The 16,680-nt window shown below is 69.4% G+C and carries 15 protein-coding genes; 6 read left to right on the forward strand and 9 right to left on the reverse strand.

Going from position 1 to position 16,680, the window contains the following annotated elements:
* Positions 1-172 precede the first annotated feature (172 nt).
* Positions 173-1,471 carry a kynureninase gene (gene kynU, locus DMP23_RS27070; protein ID WP_337822928.1) on the forward strand — a complete coding sequence of 433 codons (1,299 nt, stop codon included), beginning with the start codon at positions 173-175 and terminating at the stop codon, positions 1,469-1,471.
* Here kynU and DMP23_RS27075 read toward each other — a convergent pair.
* A complete protein-coding gene (locus DMP23_RS27075; RefSeq protein ID WP_275294194.1) occupies positions 1,443-1,742 on the reverse strand; it encodes a DUF6204 family protein in 300 nt (99 codons plus the stop codon). The two genes, kynU and DMP23_RS27075, sit on opposite strands and share 29 nt — an antisense overlap.
* 1 nt (position 1,743) lies before the next feature.
* The gene (locus tag DMP23_RS27080) at positions 1,744-2,379 is read right to left on the reverse strand and encodes a TetR/AcrR family transcriptional regulator (protein WP_337822929.1); all 636 of its coding nucleotides are present in this window, start codon (positions 2,377-2,379) and stop codon (positions 1,744-1,746) included.
* A gap of 117 nt (positions 2,380-2,496) precedes the next feature.
* On the opposite strand from DMP23_RS27080, the gene DMP23_RS27085 reads away from it, so the two are divergent.
* On the forward strand, positions 2,497-5,562 hold the full coding sequence (locus tag DMP23_RS27085; RefSeq protein ID WP_337822930.1) for a BTAD domain-containing putative transcriptional regulator: 3,066 nt from the start codon (positions 2,497-2,499) through the stop codon (positions 5,560-5,562).
* On the opposite strand, the gene DMP23_RS27090 is transcribed toward DMP23_RS27085, so the two are convergent.
* A complete protein-coding gene (locus tag DMP23_RS27090; protein ID WP_337822931.1) occupies positions 5,512-6,927 on the reverse strand; it encodes an MFS transporter in 1,416 nt (471 codons plus the stop codon). The genes DMP23_RS27085 and DMP23_RS27090 overlap by 51 nt on opposite strands.
* Positions 6,928-7,030: 103 nt before the next feature.
* Between DMP23_RS27090 and DMP23_RS27095 the strand changes: the two genes are divergently transcribed.
* Both DMP23_RS27095 and DMP23_RS27100 read left to right on the forward strand, forming a co-directional pair.
* Complete coding sequence (locus tag DMP23_RS27095) at positions 7,031-7,864, forward strand: helix-turn-helix transcriptional regulator (RefSeq protein ID WP_337822932.1); 834 nt, start codon at positions 7,031-7,033, stop codon at positions 7,862-7,864.
* A 57-nt stretch (positions 7,865-7,921) separates the two neighbouring features.
* The gene (locus tag DMP23_RS27100; RefSeq protein WP_337822933.1) at positions 7,922-10,183 is read left to right on the forward strand and encodes a hypothetical protein; all 2,262 of its coding nucleotides are present in this window, start codon (positions 7,922-7,924) and stop codon (positions 10,181-10,183) included.
* Positions 10,184-10,190: 7 nt separating this feature from the next.
* On the opposite strand, the gene DMP23_RS27105 is transcribed toward DMP23_RS27100, so the two are convergent.
* Together DMP23_RS27105 and DMP23_RS27110 are read right to left on the reverse strand one after the other, a co-directional pair.
* Positions 10,191-11,312: an epoxide hydrolase family protein gene (locus DMP23_RS27105; protein WP_337822934.1), complete on the reverse strand. Its 1,122-nt coding sequence runs from the start codon at positions 11,310-11,312 to the stop codon at positions 10,191-10,193.
* The gene (locus tag DMP23_RS27110) at positions 11,278-12,672 is read right to left on the reverse strand and encodes an MFS transporter (RefSeq protein WP_337822935.1); all 1,395 of its coding nucleotides are present in this window, start codon (positions 12,670-12,672) and stop codon (positions 11,278-11,280) included. Before DMP23_RS27110 ends, DMP23_RS27105 begins: the two co-directional genes overlap by 35 nt.
* A 37-nt stretch (positions 12,673-12,709) precedes the next feature.
* On the opposite strand from DMP23_RS27110, the gene DMP23_RS27115 reads away from it, so the two are divergent.
* Positions 12,710-13,252, forward strand: a complete 543-nt coding sequence (locus tag DMP23_RS27115) for a CGNR zinc finger domain-containing protein (RefSeq protein WP_037818383.1) — start codon at positions 12,710-12,712, stop codon at positions 13,250-13,252.
* A gap of 10 nt (positions 13,253-13,262) precedes the next feature.
* Here the strand turns inward: DMP23_RS27115 and DMP23_RS27120 are convergent, their stop codons facing one another.
* Together DMP23_RS27120 and DMP23_RS27125 are read right to left on the reverse strand one after the other, a co-directional pair.
* Positions 13,263-14,252, reverse strand: coding sequence for a glutathione S-transferase family protein (locus DMP23_RS27120; protein WP_134736053.1), 990 nt, complete (start codon positions 14,250-14,252; stop codon positions 13,263-13,265).
* A 21-nt stretch (positions 14,253-14,273) separates the two neighbouring features.
* Positions 14,274-14,762, reverse strand: a complete 489-nt coding sequence (locus tag DMP23_RS27125) for a MarR family winged helix-turn-helix transcriptional regulator (protein WP_134663340.1) — start codon at positions 14,760-14,762, stop codon at positions 14,274-14,276.
* A 97-nt stretch (positions 14,763-14,859) separates the two neighbouring features.
* Between DMP23_RS27125 and DMP23_RS27130 the strand changes: the two genes are divergently transcribed.
* Complete coding sequence (locus tag DMP23_RS27130; protein WP_037818380.1) at positions 14,860-15,417, forward strand: YceI family protein; 558 nt, start codon at positions 14,860-14,862, stop codon at positions 15,415-15,417.
* A gap of 72 nt (positions 15,418-15,489) precedes the next feature.
* Here the strand turns inward: DMP23_RS27130 and DMP23_RS27135 are convergent, their stop codons facing one another.
* Entirely contained in the window at positions 15,490-16,077 is a 588-nt protein-coding gene (locus DMP23_RS27135; RefSeq protein WP_037818379.1) for a TetR family transcriptional regulator, read from the reverse strand.
* A gap of 47 nt (positions 16,078-16,124) precedes the next feature.
* Positions 16,125-16,667, reverse strand: a complete 543-nt coding sequence (locus DMP23_RS27140; RefSeq protein ID WP_337822936.1) for a hypothetical protein — start codon at positions 16,665-16,667, stop codon at positions 16,125-16,127.
* Between the last annotated feature and the right edge of the window lie 13 nt (positions 16,668-16,680).

The following is a 16,680-nucleotide window of genomic DNA, read 5'->3' on the forward strand; positions in this document are numbered from 1 at the left end:
TGACCCAATCCGCGACGCTTCGAAAATACCGAATGCCCGCCCGGACATAGCCGTTCGGGAATACCTCGGGATAGCCGGGCAGGCATGGGAACGAGCGAATCAGGCATTGGACGGGCATGGCGTCCGGCAAGAACGATGGGCTGCGTTCCTTCGCCGACTTTGTGGAGTTCCCATGACCGTGGCCCTCGCCGAAGCGGCCGCCCGCGACCTCGACGCCCAGGATCCGTTGCCGACGTCGCGGGCGCAGTTCCACGTTCCGCCCGCGACCGGCGGCGGCTACCCCGAGACGGCCTACTTCGCCGGGAACTCCCTCGGCCTGCAGCCGACCGCGACCCGCGCCGCACTGGACGCGGAACTCGCCGACTGGGCCCGGCTGGGCGTCGAGGGCCACGTCGAGGCAGCGCGTCCGTGGGTCTCCTACCACCAGCAGCTGCGCGATCCAGCCGCGCGGCTCGTCGGCGCGCGTCCGGCCGAGGTCGTGATGATGAACTCGCTGACGGTCAACCTGCACCTGATGATGGTCAGCTTCTACCGGCCGACTCCGGAGCGGCACGCGATCGTCATCGAGAACACCGCCTTTCCCTCCGACAGCTACGCGGTGCGCAGCCAGGTCGTGTTCCACGGCTACGACCCGGACGAAGCCGTCATCCGGCTTTCGCCGCGTCCCGGGGAATCGACGTTGCGCAGCGAGGACGTCGCCGGCTGGCTCGCCGAGCACGGGCACCGGGTCGCGCTCGTTCTGCTCGGCGGGGTCAATTACTACAGCGGGGAACTGCTCGACATCCCGGCGATCACCCGCGCCGGGCACGCCGCCGGAGCGATCGTCGGCTGGGATCTCGCGCACGCGGCGGGCAATGTGCCGCTGCGGCTGCACGACTGGGACGTCGACTGGGCCGCTTGGTGCACCTACAAATACCTCAACAGCGGACCGGGTGCGATCGCCGGAGCCTTCGTGCACGAACGGCATCTCGCGGACCGTTCGCTGCCGAAGCTGGCCGGCTGGTGGAGCACCGACCCGGACGTGCGGTTCCGGATGCAGCCGACCGTCACGCCGGTCGACACCGCCGACTCGTGGCAGCTGTCGAACCCGCCGATCCTCGCGATGGCCCCGGTGCGCGCCTCGCTGGAGATGTTCGACGCGGTGGGCATGACTGCGTTGCGCGCCAAGAGCATCCGGCTGACCGGTTACCTCGAAACGCTGCTCGACGAGGTCTGCGCGGGACGTCCGCTGGAGGTGCTCACACCCCGCGACCCGGACCGTCGGGGTGCGCAGCTTTCCGTCCGCCTGCACGGGTTGGACGCCGACGACGTCAGCGCCGCGTTGCGGAACCAGCACGGCGTTATCGCGGACGCACGCCGTCCGGACGTCATCCGCCTCGCGCCGGTGCCGATGTACTCCACCTTCCACGACTGCTGGCGCGCGGCGACCGCGCTGGCGGAGGTCACTGGCGGTTCTTGCGCCGGATCTTGATCGTCCGCAGGTCGGTGACCGCGTAGTTCAGGTCCCGGTACGGGAGGCCGTGCGCGGCCAACGCGGCGGTCGCGCCGTCTTTGGCCGCACGTTCGTCGTCGTCTGGACCGGCCGGGACCTGGCAGCGGAAGGTGAACGCCGTCGCGTTGACGTCGTGTGTGAAGGTGCCTTCCTCGGTGAAGGCGACGTCGGTTTTGTCCTCGAGCGAAGTCCGGGCGGCCTCGTCGAGAGAGTCGAATTTGCCGCGGATGATTACGCGGAACGCGTCCATGTCAGGTGTCCTTCCGGGTCGCATAAGTCAGAACTTGTTCGCTGAGCAGGCCTTCCACCGCGTCGAGGAGCGTGAGCGCCGCCTCCGCGATGTCGTCCGGCCACTCGCCGGCGACGGTGCGTTTGCCGATCTCGCCGTACAGCAGGCTGTGCACCCACCCGATCTGTGCGGCGACCAGGCGGGGCACCGGATCCCCCTGCGCCGCACCGGTTTCCGCGACCAGCAGGTCGGCGAGTTCGGCGACCATCTGCTCGCCGAGTTCCCGCAACCGGGCGGCGAGCGTGGGCGCGGCCAGCATCATCGGCAGCACCCGGCCGAACCCCGGGCTGAGCCCGATCGTCCGCGAGCGCTGCTCGATCTCGCCGCGCAGGCGGTCCAGCACCGCGCGCGCCGCGGACACTCCCGGCTCGCGCGCCTGCACGATCCCGGCCAGCCGTCCCGCCGACGCCTCCGACGGCGGCAGCACCAGGTCTTCCTTGACGCGGAAGTGGTTGTAGACGGTGTTGACCGCGACGTCGGCGGCCTCGGCCACCTCGGCGATCGTCACCGCCTCGAATCCGCGGTCGACGAACATCCGCAGCGCGGTTTCCGCGATGCGCCGCACGGTCTCCTGCTTCTTCCACTCTCGAAGTCCCACGTCGGAAAGTGAAACAGACTGCAAACTTGGTGTCGACTGCATTTATTGCCCGAACCTCCTGGATATCGGGGAGATCCCGGAGGACGGGACGGGGGCCCGCGCGGCATCATCGACCAGGTGCGGATCGGCTTGCTGGGCCCGCTGGAGGTCCGGAACGACGACGGTGCCGCGGTCGAGATCACCGGTGCCCGATTGCGGACGCTGCTGAGCGCCCTCGCGCTGGAGCCCGGCCGGGTCGTCTCGGCCGGGCAGCTGGTCGACGCCGTCTGGGGGACGCGTCCGCCGGCCACGGCCAACGCGTTGCAGGCGCTCGTCTCGCGGCTGCGCCGGGTCGGCACGCGGCTCGATTCCACCCCGTCCGGCTACCGGCTGCCCGAGGCGACCGTCGACGCGGCCCATTTCGAGGAGCTGGTCACCGCCGCCCGGACAGCGTCTGACGAGAAGCGCGTCGTACTGCTGCGCGAGGCGCTCAACCTGTGGCGCGGCCCGGCGCTCGGCGACGTCTCGGACGCGCAGTTCTTCCAAGGCCACATCGCGCGGCTGAACGAACTGCGGCTGTCCGCCACCGAGGACTACGCCGAAGCCGCGCTCCGGCTGGGCCACGGTGCGGATCTCACCGAAGAACTGTCGAGGGTGCTCGCCGAACATCCATTGCGCGAACGGCTGGCCGCGGCGTTGATGCTCTCGCTCCAAGCCGCGGGACGACCAGCCGAAGCGCTACAGGTGTTCGCGCGGATCCGGATGGCGCTCGCGGACGAACTCGGTGCCGACCCGGCCGCTGAGCTGGCCGCCGCGCACACCAAAATCCTCCGCGAGACGGTCGCTGACGAGGACGTCGCGCGCACGAACCTGCGGGCCGGGTTGACCAGTTTCGTCGGCCGGAACACCGAGGTCGCGCGCGTGGCCAAGCTGGTCGGCGAGTACCGGCTCACCACGCTGACCGGGCCCGGCGGGGCCGGAAAGACGCGGCTGGCCACGGAAACCGGACGGCATCTGCTGACCGAACGCGGCGGCGTGTGGTTCGCCGAACTGGCCCCGATCGGGGACGGCGCGGACGTTCCGCAGGCCGTGCTCGACGCGCTGGGCCTTCGCGAGCAGATATACAAGGGATCGCTCGTCAGCGGCACTCCGCGCGAGCGGGCGACGAGAGCGTTGCGTGACCGCGACGCGGTGCTGGTGCTCGACAATTGCGAGCACGTCATCGAAGCCGCCGCGGAACTGGCCGACCACCTGCTCGGCGAGTGCCCGCGGCTGCGCATCCTCGCGACCAGCCGGGAACCCTTGGCGCTGACCGGCGAAGCGCTCTGGCCGGTCGAGCCGCTGACGCTGCCCGCGGAAGGCGCCACGTCCGTTGAAGCGATGTCGTGCGCTTCGGTGCGGCTGCTGGCGGACCGTGCCGCTGCGGTGCGGCCAGGGTTCGTCGTTGACGAGTCCACAGTGGACGATGTGGTGCGGATCTGCCGCGCGCTCGACGGAATGCCGCTCGCGGTCGAGCTCGCCGCGGCCCGGTTGCGGTCGATGACCGTGTCGCAGCTGGCGGCGCGGCTCGACGACCGGTTCCGCCTGCTCACCGCGGGCAGCCGGACCGCGTTGCCGCGGCACCGCACGCTCCGCGCGGTCGTCGACTGGAGCTGGGATCTGCTGGAACCGGACGAACGGCAGCTGCTGCGCCGGTTGGCGGTGTTCTCCGGCGGCGCGACCGCGGAAGCCGCGGAAGCGGTCTGCGGCGGTACTTCGGAGCTGCTCAGCGCGCTGGTCGACAAATCGCTACTGACTGTCTCCGCGGACGCCGAGCCGCGCTACCGGATGCTCGAGACGATCAAGGCGTACGGCCTGGAGCAGCTCACTGCGGCCGACGAACGCGAGGAAATGCGCCAAGCGCACGCCGAGTGGTTCGCCTCCTTCGCCGAGGCCGGCGACAAATACCTGCGCCGCGCCGAGCAGATCGAATGGCTGGCGCGTTTCGCCGCGGAGCACGGCAATCTGATCTCCGCGACGCGCGGTGCCATTGCCGCGGGCGAAGCCACGACCGCACTGCGGCTGGCGACGTCGTGCGCGTGGTTCTGGATGCTGACCGGGCGCAAAACCGAGGCACAGGAAGTGATCGAGGCGGCGTTGGCGCTACCCGGCGAGGTGGTGGATCGCGAACTGCGCGCGATGGGCTACGCGATGGCCGCGTTGTTGCTGACCATCGGGATGTCCTCTGAAACCACCGCCGACGCGCTGGGCCGCAAAGCGCTCGAACTCAGCCGCGACAGCAAGAATGCCTTGCTGCGCTCCATTATTCCGGTGTTCACGCAAAGCGGGGATCCCAGCGTCATAGGGTCCACATTGGACGATTTACTATCCGATGAGGACCCGTGGCTGCGCGCCCATGCCCGGCTGCACCGCGCGCGGATACAGCTGAACCGCTGGCACGACTCAGCCGCGCAGGAAGCCGACACCCGCGAGGCTGTCCGGCTGTTCCGGCAGAGCGGGGAACGCTGGGGCATGTCGCTGGCGCTGAACAGCCTCGCCGAGGTCGTCGGCCGTCGCGGCGAACTGGAGGAAGCCGTTGCGTGCTACGAGGAATCCATCCAGGTCGTGTCGGAAATCGGTTCGGCCGAAGACGTTCTCTTCGCGCGAGGACGGCAAGCGCACCTGTTCTGGCAACTCGGTGACGCGGCAGCAGCGGCAACCGCGATAGCCGCCGCCGAACGCGACGCGCGGACCGTGCCGTTCCCTGATTCGCTCGCGTTTCTGGCCCAGACGAAAGCGGATCTGGCGCGCTGGCGCGGAGACCTCACGGAAGCCCGGGCGGAACTGAACCGGGCCGAAGCGTTGCTGAGCGAAGTCTCGCCGCATCCGTTGTTCTGCGCGATGATCCAGCATTCGCACGCCTACCTGGACGCGCAAGCCGGCGACCTGCCCACAGCCCGGGGCCGCCGCCGCGAAGCACTGGCCCTGGCCGCGGAATCCGGCGAGGTGCTGTATCTGTCGATCGTTCTCGTGGGCATCGCCGACCACGCTGTGCGCTTGGACCGCCCAGTCGCCGCCGCTGACCTGCTGGCCGCCGCAGACCACCTCCGCGGCGGCCCCCACCTGGCCCTTCCCGACGCGACTGCCGCTGCGGCCGCCGTCCAGGCCCAGCCGTCAGGCACGGTCGACGACCCAGTCGCTCTCGCTTACGACGTCCTCAGCTGACGAATCCTTCGGAAGCCACCGCAGCGCAAGCACTCCCAGCCCCGCGCAGAGCACGGCCGCGATGCCCATCGCGACATGCAAACCAGTCACGTGCGCCTCCGCGGTCCCCTCCGACCGGACGACGAACGCCGCGACCGAACCGAGCACCGCGATGCCCAGCGCGTTGCCGATCTCGTTGGACGTCTCCGCGATCGCACCCGCCGAGCCCGCGCGGTCAGCCGGGACCGCGCCGACCGCGGTGTCCGCGACGAGGGAGAACGAGATCCCGTAGCCGACCCCGGCCACCACCGAGGAGGCGATGAACCAGCCGATTCCGCCGGTGGCCGTGGTCGCCAGCAGCAACGCCAATCCGAGCGCCATCGCGAAATGACACGTCACCAAGGCCGCTCGGTTCCCGATCTTCAGGGAGAACGCCGGGGTGAGGACGCAGACCGCGGTAAGCGCGGCTGCCCCCGGAAGCGCCAGCAACGCGGTGGCGAGCACGGACACTCCCAGCACCGACTGGAGGTACATCCCGGTCAGAAATGCCGCAGCTGACCAGGCGAACAGCGACAACACTCCGGTGATCACCGCGACGGTGAAGGCCTTCTCGCGGAACAAGGTCACGTCGAGGAGCGGGTACTCCAACTTCCGCTGCCGCCGCAGAAACCACGTGAGCACCGCCGCTCCCAAGACCCCGGCGATCGCCGACCAAGACAAACCGTAGGCAGCGAAGTTCTTGACCGCGTAGACAGTCAGCAGCAAACCGCCTGCGGACAAGACGATGCTGAGCAGGTCGACCTTGCCTGGCCGGGTCGTCTTGACCTCCCGGAGCACCACAGGCGCGGCAGCGAGGAAAACCGCGACCACCGGCAGGTTGACCAGAAACACCGACCCCCACCCGAACCGGCTCAGCAGCACCCCGCCGAGGATCGGCCCGATCGCGAAGCCGGCGGCGAACGTCGCAGCGAAAATCCCGATCGCGCGGGCCCGCCGCCGCGGCTCGGGGAACACCTCGCTGAGCACCGCGAGCCCCGACGGCAGCAACGTCGCGCCGCCGAGCCCCATCAGCACGCGACAGCCGATGAGCCATTCCGGCCCGGTCGCGAACGCGGCGCCCGCCGAACCCGCCCCGAACACCGCGGCGCCGATCATCAGCAGTTTGAGCCGCCCGTACCGGTCGCCGAGGCTGCCGAAGGCGATGAGCAGCGAGCCGACCGCGAAGCCGTAGCTGTCGAGGATCCACAGGGCTTGGTCCGGCGTCGGGGCGAGGGCGTGCGTGATGGTCGGCATGGCCAGGAACAGGATCGAACCGTCCATCGAGACCAGCAGGACCGGTCCGAGCACCACGAGCAGCCCGAGCCAGGCGCGGCGAGTTTCCGTCATGCCCCCGATCCTGGAAACGCGCGAACCGCCTCGGCCAGCACCTGCGATGAGTACCCCTCGCAGGTGCAGGCAGCGACGCGCGCGGCTGCCTACCATCGAGGTCATGCAGACCGAAACCCTTGGCGTGTTCCTCAAAACCCGCCGCGACCGCGTGCCGCCGGAGGCCGCCGGGCTGCGGACGTACGGCACGCTCCGCCGGGTGCCCGGACTGCGCCGGGAGGAACTCGCCCAGCTGGCGGGCGTCAGCGTCGGCTACTACACGCGATTGGAGCAGGACCAGTCCGGCACCGCGTCGCCGCAAGTGCTCGACGCGCTGGCACGGGTGCTCGGCCTCGACGACGCCGAATCGAGCCACCTGCACAACCTCGCGCAACGCCCCGGTGTCTCCCGTCTGGTGCGCCCCGCGCCGGAAACTCTGGACCCGCGGGTCGCGACCCTGTTGCACGCACTGAGCGACAGCGTCCCGGCAATCATCCTCGGCCGCCGCGGCGACGTACTGGGCTGGAACCGCACCGGCCACCTGCTGCTCGCCGAACACGTCGAGTACACCGCGCCGGACTTTCCCGAAACCCGGCCGTCGATCCCGCGGATGTTCTTCCTCGACCCGCTGCACCGCGACCTCTACCGCAACTGGTCCGACCTCGCCCGCATCCACATCGGCTACCTGCGCCTGACCTCCGGCCGGCACCCGACCGACGCCCGGCTCGCGGAGCTCATCGGCGAACTCGCGATGGGCAGCCCGGAATTCGCCGAACTGTGGGCAACCGGCGACGTCGCGGACTGCACGAGCGGACCGATGAACCTGCGCCACCCGACGCTGGGCCACGTGGACGTCGACTACCAGGTCTGGCTCCAACCCGACAGCCCCGACCACCGGCTCGAGGCCTACACCCCGCGCGACACCGCATCCCGAGACGCGCTGCGGCTGCTCACTTAGCGCTAACAGTCACCGAAACCGCCCTGCCCGAAGCACCGCATATGGCATCATCCGCCGGTGACCGGCGAGCGGACCGACCCCCATCTCCTCGAGGAAGAAGACCTCGAAGACTTCGACTCCTGGACCGCCCAAGCCGCACTCGCCTCCCTCATCGACGAAACGCTCAGCTCCCACGAAGTCACCCGCCTGCTCGCCCGCGAATCACTGCGCACCGAAGTCGTCCGCGAGGAACTGTTCGGCAACGAGACTCTGCTCGCCAAGATCCGCACGCTGCAGGACCAGGTCATGGCCGAAGGCGACCGCGGGTTCCGGCCGCGAAACCGGGCGGTGTCTCCGGGCGAGGTGGTCTGGCTGGTCGTCGCGGTGCTGCTCGGGCTCGTCTACCTCAGCTTGATGAGCGCAGCGTGGAGTCAGCTTCCCCTGTTCTTCCGGGTTTTCGCCGGAGTCATGATGCCGTGCGTCCTGTTCGCCACCGGCGTGCTCGCGGTCCGCAAAGTCACCGCGTTGCGCGAGTGGATGAGTCCGGACGCTATGCAGTTCCACGAGGAGCAGCTCGGTCTCGGGCCGCGGCGTTCGTTCGCCGCGCGCGAGATCGTGCTGCCCGAGGTCCGCGACGTCATTTCCGCGCACCGGCGGCTGCATTTCGGCACCACGCTGGTTTTCGACCAGCAGCACGACCTCGGCGAAGAGGACAGCAGCCGGATCGTGCCGACCGCCGCGGCGAAACGGATCCGGCGCGTCCTCGAACGCGCGGGTTCCGGCGCGGTCGCGCTCGGCGGGCAACGCGGGTCCGGCAAAACCACCGCGATCCGTTCCATGCAGCGAGGGCTGCTGCACGGCAGCGAAAACCCCGCGCCACTGGTCGTGGTCGCCTCCGCCCCGGCCACCTACGACGCCCGCGATTTCGTGCTGCACCTGCACAAACTGCTGTGCCAAGCCGTCCTCGCCCGGATCCGGCAGACGCTGGGTCCGGAACTCGGCTGGCGCTGGTGGGCCCGCCGGTTCTGGCGCGGATCGGCCGACCTCGTCCTCTCGGCCGCGCTCGGCTGGGCTATCGGCGGCCTGCTGTGGAACGGAAAATTCACCCGGTTCCCCGTCGAACTGTGGCAGACCGTCAGCACAGTGCGGTTCCCGAATCTGCTCGGTCCACTGTGGACTAACCAGCCAGTGAGCAACCGGATCGCGCTGGCCGTGGTCGCGGTCCTCGCGCTCCGCTGGGTGTGGAAACTTCTCGCGACCGCGATCGGCGCGGTAATCCTCTTCCTGCGCCGGAAATCGTCCGCCGGGCCGCGCGCCCTCGAAGCCGAAGCACGACGGCAGTTGCTCCGGATCCAGTACCTCCTGACCTACACTACCGGCTGGTCCGGCAAGCTCGCCGTCCCGGCCGGCGGCGAGCTGGGCCGCACCCGCACCACGCAACGGGCCGAACAGCAGCTGACGCATCCGGAGGTCGTCGACGAGTTCCGCGCGTTCGCCCAGCTGACCGCCGAGTCCTTGCGCGAGGAGGGAATCACCGATCGGGTCGTGGTCGCGATCGACGAACTCGACAAGATCGGCGAGCAGGACAAGGCCCAGCAACTGGTGAACGACATCAAGGGCATCTTCGGCGTGCCCGGCTGCCTGTACTTCGTGGCGGTGTCCGACGACGCGGTGCTCAGCTTCGAGCAGCGCGGACTGGCCGTGCGCGACGCGTTCGACAGCGCGTTCTCCGAGGTCGTGCGCCTGGAATCGTTCACGCTGGACGAAAGCAGGCTGTGGATCGCGCAACGGCTGCCCGGCGTCCCGGAGCAGTTCTGCTACCTCGGCCACTGCCTCTCCGGCGGCCTTCCCCGCGACCTGCGCCGCACCACGATCGACATGGTGGACGTGACGATCGAGCACTACGAACCGTCGCTGTCGACGGTCACCGGCATCCTGGTCCGCGCCGACCTGACCGCCAAAGCGAGCGGCTTCACCGGACAAGCTCGCGGGCTCACGCAGACTCCGGAGCTGACCGAACTGTGGCCAAAACTGCTCCGCATCCCCGACACCCGCGAAGCGGTGGAACTCGCCGAACTAGCCGCCGAACTGCACGAAGGCGCGACCCCCGACCTCGCCGACGCGGTCAACCGATTGCGGTTGCACAGCAGCGCGTTCGTCCTCTTCTGCGCCACCGTCCTGGACGTGTTCACCGACGCGCTCACCCAGTCCCGCCTCACGCCGAGCCTGCACGAACTGGCCGTCGCCCGACGACGGCTCGCGCTGGACCCGCATCTCGCCTGGGCCGCGCTGAACGACTTCCGCAAAGCACACGACCTTCCGCTGCCCGGGCGCGAATAACGGACGGTCAGCGGAAGAGACGGAAGAACCCCCGCACCTGCTCGACCAGCGACTCCGGCTGCTCCAGCGCGGCGAAGTGACCGCCACGCGGCAGTTCCTCGAACCAGCGCAGGTCGGTGAACCGCAGTTCGGCCTCGCGCCTCGATGGTCGGGTTATGTCGCGCGGATAGACCGACAGTCCGGACGGCGCGGTGACCTTGTCCCGGAAGTTGGCGAAGCTCTCCCAGTACAGCCGTGCCGACGACGTGGCCGACGCGGTGAACCAGTAAACCGAGATCTCGTCGAGGATCTTCTGCCGCGGCAACGCGTCCTCGGGGTGGCCGTCGTTGTCCGTCCAGGCCCAGAACTTCTCGGCGATCCAAGCGGCTTGACCCGCCGGGGAGTCGGTGAGGCCGTAGCCGAGGGTCTGCGGCCGGGTCGCCTGGAGCGCCGAGTACCCGCGGCCGGTGCGCTGGAATTCCTTCTCTGCCTCAAGATTCGCCAGCTCCGCGGGCGTCGGGTCATCGAACGTGCCCGCCGCCACGGACCCCAGGTTCAGGTGGACGCCGGCGACCCGCTCGGGTGCCACCTCGCCCAGCGCGCCGGACACTGCTGAACCCCAGTCGCCGCCCTGCGCGCCGTACCGTTCGTAGCCCAGCGAAACCATCAACGTGTCCCAAGCGCGCGCGATTCGGGTGACGCCCCAACCGGTCCTCGACGGCTTGTCACTCCAGCCGTACCCGGGCAACGACGGCGCGACCACGTGGAACGCGTCCGCCGGATCCCCGCCGTGCGCGCGCGGATCGGTCAGCGGGCCGAGGACGTCCAGGAACTCCAGCACCGACCCCGGCCATCCGTGCGTGAGCACGAGCGGGAACGCGTCCGGTTCCGGCGAGCGGACGTGCAGGAAGTGGATGCCCAGCCCGTCGATGGTGTCGCGGTACTGCGGGAAAGCGTTCAGCCGCTCGGCGAACCCGAAGTCGTAGTCCTCGGCCCAGCTGCGGCACAGTTCCTGCGCATAAGCCAGCGGCAACCCCTGCGACCAGTCGTCCACCGGCTCGGGCTCGGGCCATCGCGTCCGGCGCAATCGTTCACGCAGATCCGCGATCTCGGCTTCACTGACACTGACTTTGAATGGCTCGGCGGCCACGGCGGGCTCCTTTCCGGGACAGGCTGATAACGACTCCGGCCAGCGGGAGGGCCGCGAGCACCGCGAGGGCCACCGACATCGGCACGAGGCCGGACAGACCCGCGACCGCGGCCGGGCCGATTCCGCCGCCCAAAGCGGTCATGAAGTTGAACAGGCCCTGTGCGGTATCGCGATCATCCGCGGCGACCAGTTCCGGCGCGAGGCCGACAAGTACGGCCTGGGAACCGGCGAACCCGCACACGGTGAGCGCCGCGCCGATGACCACCGCGACCGGCCCGTCGAAGACCGCGACCACGAGGACCCCGACGACAGTGAGTCCCGCGAGTCCGGCCGCCATCTGCCAACTGGTGAACCGGTCGTGCAGGGTGCCCACTAGTCTCCCGGCCAGCACTGAGCAGGCGGCGGCCGGGACCAAGATCGCGCCAGCTTCAAGGGCACCGCCGCCGGTGGCCTGTTCGATCAGGGACGGGGCGACGAACAGCACCCCGTAGTAACCGGCGAAGACCGTCCCGCCGATCAGACCGGCTGGCAGGAAGCCGTGTGCTGCGATCACCCGCCGAGGCACGAACCCGTCGGGCAAGCGCCGCACGCGCCGCCACAGTCCCGCCGCGGCGAGCACACCGGCGACAGCCACGGCGACGGTGACCGGAGCGGGCAGGCCGACCGAACGCGCTTGCAGCAACGCGATCAAGGAGCCAGCGAGCACCGACAGCACAGCCGCGCCGACAATGTCGAGCCGCCCGTCCCGCTCACCACCGTCGGTCCGCGTGAACGTGCGCCTGCGCGCCACCACAGCCAGCAGCAAGGGCAGCGCGAGGGCCGGGAGCGCGAGCACGGCACGCCACCCCAGCCATGCAGTGACCGCCCCGCCCAGCAGCGTTCCGCACGCCGACGCCGTCGCGCTGGCGGCCGCGATGATTCCCAGCGCGCGAATCCGTTCCCGCCCAGGAAGAGCGGTGGCCGCGGCGAAGACGGCGATCACGGTCGCACCCGCCCCCGCGCCGCCGATCAGCCGACCGGCGATCACGACCGGCAGCGTCGAACCCGCCCCGGCGAGCACCGAGCCCGCGGCGAGCACCACGACTCCGGCGACGAGCACCCGCAGCGGACTCCACCGGGCCATCAACCGGCCCGCGACCGGCATCGCGAGCGCGGAGGTCATCGACCACGCGGCGAGAATCCAGGCCGTGGCCCCGAACGGCACCGCGAGCGCGCGGCCGATGGCAGGCAGCGCCACCGCCGGCGCGCCCAGCGCCACATACATCGGCAGCACCAGCATCCCCAGCGTCAGCCCCAGCCGCCGCCCGTCCGCGCTCGCAGCTTCCGCCGCAGGTATCCTGTGACACGCGAACGCACCCATGGGTGTCACAGTACGAAGACACGAGGAGACACGTCAAATGCTGGATGCGTATCACGTGCAGACGGCCGTCGACCTCGCCAACACTTTGCGGCCGATCAAGGGAGAGGACGCGCTCGAGACCGTGGAGCAGCTGCGGGACTTCCTCGCCGGCCATCCCGCGGCCGCGCCTTCACGCCGTCTCACCCGCGCCGACCTGGCAGAAGTCCGCGAGTTGCGCGAGACCGTGCGCGCCGTGCTGGAACGAGCGAGCACCGACGCGGTCGAAGCCGCGGCCCTGATCAATGCCGGGCTACGGGACAGCCGAGCCACCCCGGAACTGCGGCACGAGGACGACCGCTGGTGGACCGAGGTGACTTCCGACACCGACCGCTGCTCAGCACATCTGGCGGCGACCACGCTCAGCGCACTGGCCTCCGTGATCGCCACCCACGGTCCGTCGCGCCTCGGCGTCTGCGCAGGACTGAACTGCCGAGCTACTTTCGTCGACCTGTCGCGCAACGGCTCGAAGCAGTACTGCACCCGGAATTGCGCGCACCGGGCCAGCGTCGCGGCCTACCGGAGTCGGCAAAACGCGGACTGACTCGCGGATCTCACGACCCCAGTTCAGGCACCCGCTCCCCCGCCGGCGGCGGCCCGGGCGGCGTCCCGTCGCCGAACGGACGCCCGCCCAGCTCCTCCCGCCCGTGCGGCGTCAGCCATCCCGACAGGTCCGGCCCCAGCGGCACGATCCCGGTCGGGTTCACGTTCCGGTGCACCACGTAGTAATGCTCCTTGATCTGCCCGAAATCGATCGTGTCCCCGAAACCGGGCGTCTGGAACAGATCCCGCGCGTACGCCCACAGCACCGGCATCTCCGCGAGCTTCTGCCGGTTGCACTTGAAATGCCCGTGGTACACCGCGTCGAAGCGGACCAGCGTCGTGAACAGCCGCACGTCCGCCTCGGTGATCGTGTCGCCCACCAGGTATCGCTGGCCGGACAGCCGCTCGGACAGCCAGTCCAGCCGGGAGAACAACGCGCGGTACGCCTCTTCGTACGCCTCCTGCGAAGTGGCGAAACCCGCTTTGTACACGCCGTTGTTCACATCCCGGAAGACCTTCTCCGCGACGTCCTCGATCTCGTCGCGCAGCCGTTCCGGATACAGCTCGGGCGCGCCGTCGCGATGGTAGGCGCCCCATTCCAGCGACAGATCGACGGTGATCTGCTTGAAGTCGTTCGTCACCACCCGTCCACTTGGGACATCCACAATGGACGGAACGGTGATCCCGCGCGGATAGTCCGGATACCGCGCGAAAAACGCCTCCTGCAGCCGTTCGATGCCGAGCACCGGGTCGCGGCCGCCGGGGTCGAGGTCGAAAGTCCAGCTGCGCTCGTCGTGCGTCGGACCGCACAGGCCCATCGACAGCACCTCTTCGAGGCCGAGCAGCCTGCGCACGATCGACGCGCGGTTCGCCCACGGGCACGCGCGCGCGATCACCAGGCGGTAGCGGCCCGGCTCCACCGGCCAGCCGTCGCGGCCGTCGGCGGTGATGCGGTCGGAGATGTAGTTCGTGTCGCGCTTGAACTCACCCTGGTCGGGCATCGGAACCCTTTCGTCGCGGAGTCAGGTCTGATCGTCCGGGCAGGCGGGACAGTCCGGCGGCTCCAGCGCGGCGGCCAGCCGGGCGAGGATCGGGCCCGCGGCGCGGACCTCCTCGGGCGAGAGGTGGTCGAACAGGTACGAGCGCACGCGCTCAAGATGCCCGGGGTACGCGGCGGCGAGCTTCGCCCGCCCCAGTTCGGTGAGCGTCGCGTGCGCGGCCCGGCGGTCCTGCGGGCATTTCACCTTCTGGACCAGGCCGCGGCGCACCATGGCCTCGACGACCCGGCTGATCCGGCTCAGCGACAGCGCCGCGGACTCCGCCAGATCGGTGAGCCGCAGCCTGCCTTCGGGCGCTTCCGAGAGCGACACGAGCACGGTGTAATCCGTCAGCGAGACGCCGGTGTCGTGCGCGAACTGGTCCTCGAGAGCCCTCGGCAGCACTGTGACGACCCGCATCAACGGACGCCACACTGCCTCTTCTTCGCTGGTCAGCGGGGTTCTGTTCACCACAGACGAGGAGTATATCCGACACTTGCTCGCGCAATCAGTTATTGTGGGCTACAGTGCTAGTTGAACACTCAACCAAGGACCCGAAGGAACGGAACTCATGACCAGCGCGACCACCTACTCCCACCTGACCGGCACCTACACGATCGACGGCTCGCACAGCCGGATCGGCTTCGTCGCCCGCCACGCCATGGTCACCAAGGTCCGCGGCTCCTTCAACGAGTTCGAGGGCTCGTTCACCCTGGACGGCGAGAACCCGGCCAACTCGAGCGCGAACGTCACCATCCAGACGAAGAGCGTCGACACCCGCAACGCCGACCGCGACGGTCACCTGCGCAACAACGACTTCCTGTCCTGCGACCAGTTCCCGACCATCACCTTCACCTCCACCGGGATCGCGCAGACCGGCGAGGACACCTTCGACGTGACCGGCGACCTGACCGTCAAGGACGTCACCAAGCAGGTCACCATCCCGTTCGAGTTCGGCGGCTCGGCGAAGGACCCGTTCGGCAACGACCGCGTCGGCTTCGAGGGCTCGACCTCGATCAACCGCAGCGACTACGGCGTCACCTTCAACGCCGCGCTCGAGACCGGCGGCGTGCTGGTCTCGGACAAGATCACCCTCGAGTTCGAGATCTCCGCGATCAAGAACGCCTGAACCACCCGAGCTGTCCGTGAAGGGCTCCTTGCCGGAATCTGATTCCCGCAAGGAGCCCTTCACGTACTTCGGCTAAGCGGCGCGCAACCCGGCGATACCGACTTCGAGCGCGGCTTCGAGGTGTTGCGGCTCCCCCGTGGTCAGCAGCATCAGCACCCCGCCTTGCACCCCGGCCAGCAGCGCCGACGCGGCCCGCTTCGGATCCAGCCCTTGCCGGGTCTCCCCCGCCGCACGCAGGTTCTCGATCCCCGCGGTCAGCTCGCACAGCCAGCGCTCCATCAGCTGCGTCACCACCGCCTGCGCGCCCGGCGTGTTGCGGCCGATCTGCGACATCACCACGTTCAGCGGGCAATGCCTGCCCTGCTCGGTGTAGTGCCCGAGCACCACCTGCTGCCAGGTCCGGAAGTCGTCCCAGGTGCGCAGCGCGCCGAGCGACGGCTGCTGCACCTCCAGCACCCGGTCCGCCTCCCAGCGCGCGACGGCCAGCAGCAGTTCTTCCTTGCCGTCCGGGAAGTAGTGGAACAGCTGGCTTTTGCTGGTCCTGGTCTGCGCGCGGACGTCATCGAGCGTCGTCGCGAGCACGCCCCGCTCGCGGATCACCTCGGCCGCGCCCTCCACGATCCGCTGTCGCGTGGCCTCGCCCTTGCGCGTGAGCGTCATCGCCTGCCTCCTGATTGGACCTGCGAGTCCACTCTACCCGCGAGTGCTCAGAACGCGGCGCCTCCGTCCGACCAGGACGTCTGGCCGAAGTCCTCGTCGTCCACCGGCGCGCGGCGCGGTCGCGGACGTTCGGGCTCCGGAGCTTCCGCGACTTCCTCTTCTTCTACGACCGCTTCGGGCGCAGCCTCGGGGGTGCCCTTCGGCCAGACGCACGGCGACGTCGCGCCGAGGTAAAGCTTCCCGAGTTCGTTTGCCTGCAACGACATGTCGAAGCCGTCCCGCTCGTTGCGCGCGAAGACGTACTGGTCGGTCGGCCGCCGGTCGGTCAGCACCGTGAAGCCGTGCCCCTGCCACCAATCCACGACGGCGTCGAACTGCGCCTTGAAGGTGTCCGGTTCGAGGCCGGTCACCTCGTAGGTGGCGGAGATTTCGTACCGCCCCGCCGGACCGTTGTCGGTCGGATCGGTGCATTCGGACCGGTTGCGGGAGAACAGTTCCCGCGCGGCCGGCGCGGGCAGCACCGCGAACACGGCGCGCACATAGCCCTCGACCCGGTCGCGGGCTTCGGTTTCGGTGATCGTGGTGGTCATGGCTTCACCTCCT

The sequence above is a fragment of the Amycolatopsis sp. A1MSW2902 genome, from assembly GCF_017312175.1.
Classification (GTDB): domain Bacteria; phylum Actinomycetota; class Actinomycetes; order Mycobacteriales; family Pseudonocardiaceae; genus Amycolatopsis; species Amycolatopsis nivea.

Bases quoted from the DNA above. Each gene is read 5' to 3' on its own strand.
- DMP23_RS27095 (WP_337822932.1), top strand. From the start codon at position 7,031: ATGCAGACCGAAACCCTTGGCGTGTTCCTCAAAACCCGCCGCGACCGC.
- DMP23_RS27120 (WP_134736053.1), bottom strand. From the start codon at position 14,252: ATGCCCGACCAGGGTGAGTTCAAGCGCGACACGAACTACATCTCCGAC.
- DMP23_RS27075 (WP_275294194.1), bottom strand. From the start codon at position 1,742: ATGGACGCGTTCCGCGTAATCATCCGCGGCAAATTCGACTCTCTCGAC.
- DMP23_RS27110 (WP_337822935.1), bottom strand. From the start codon at position 12,672: ATGGGTGCGTTCGCGTGTCACAGGATACCTGCGGCGGAAGCTGCGAGC.
- DMP23_RS27140 (WP_337822936.1), bottom strand. From the start codon at position 16,667: ATGACCACCACGATCACCGAAACCGAAGCCCGCGACCGGGTCGAGGGC.
- DMP23_RS27135 (WP_037818379.1), bottom strand. From the start codon at position 16,077: ATGACGCTCACGCGCAAGGGCGAGGCCACGCGACAGCGGATCGTGGAG.
- DMP23_RS27130 (WP_037818380.1), top strand. From the start codon at position 14,860: ATGACCAGCGCGACCACCTACTCCCACCTGACCGGCACCTACACGATC.
- DMP23_RS27115 (WP_037818383.1), top strand. From the start codon at position 12,710: ATGCTGGATGCGTATCACGTGCAGACGGCCGTCGACCTCGCCAACACT.
- DMP23_RS27090 (WP_337822931.1), bottom strand. From the start codon at position 6,927: ATGACGGAAACTCGCCGCGCCTGGCTCGGGCTGCTCGTGGTGCTCGGA.
- kynU (WP_337822928.1), top strand. From the start codon at position 173: ATGACCGTGGCCCTCGCCGAAGCGGCCGCCCGCGACCTCGACGCCCAG.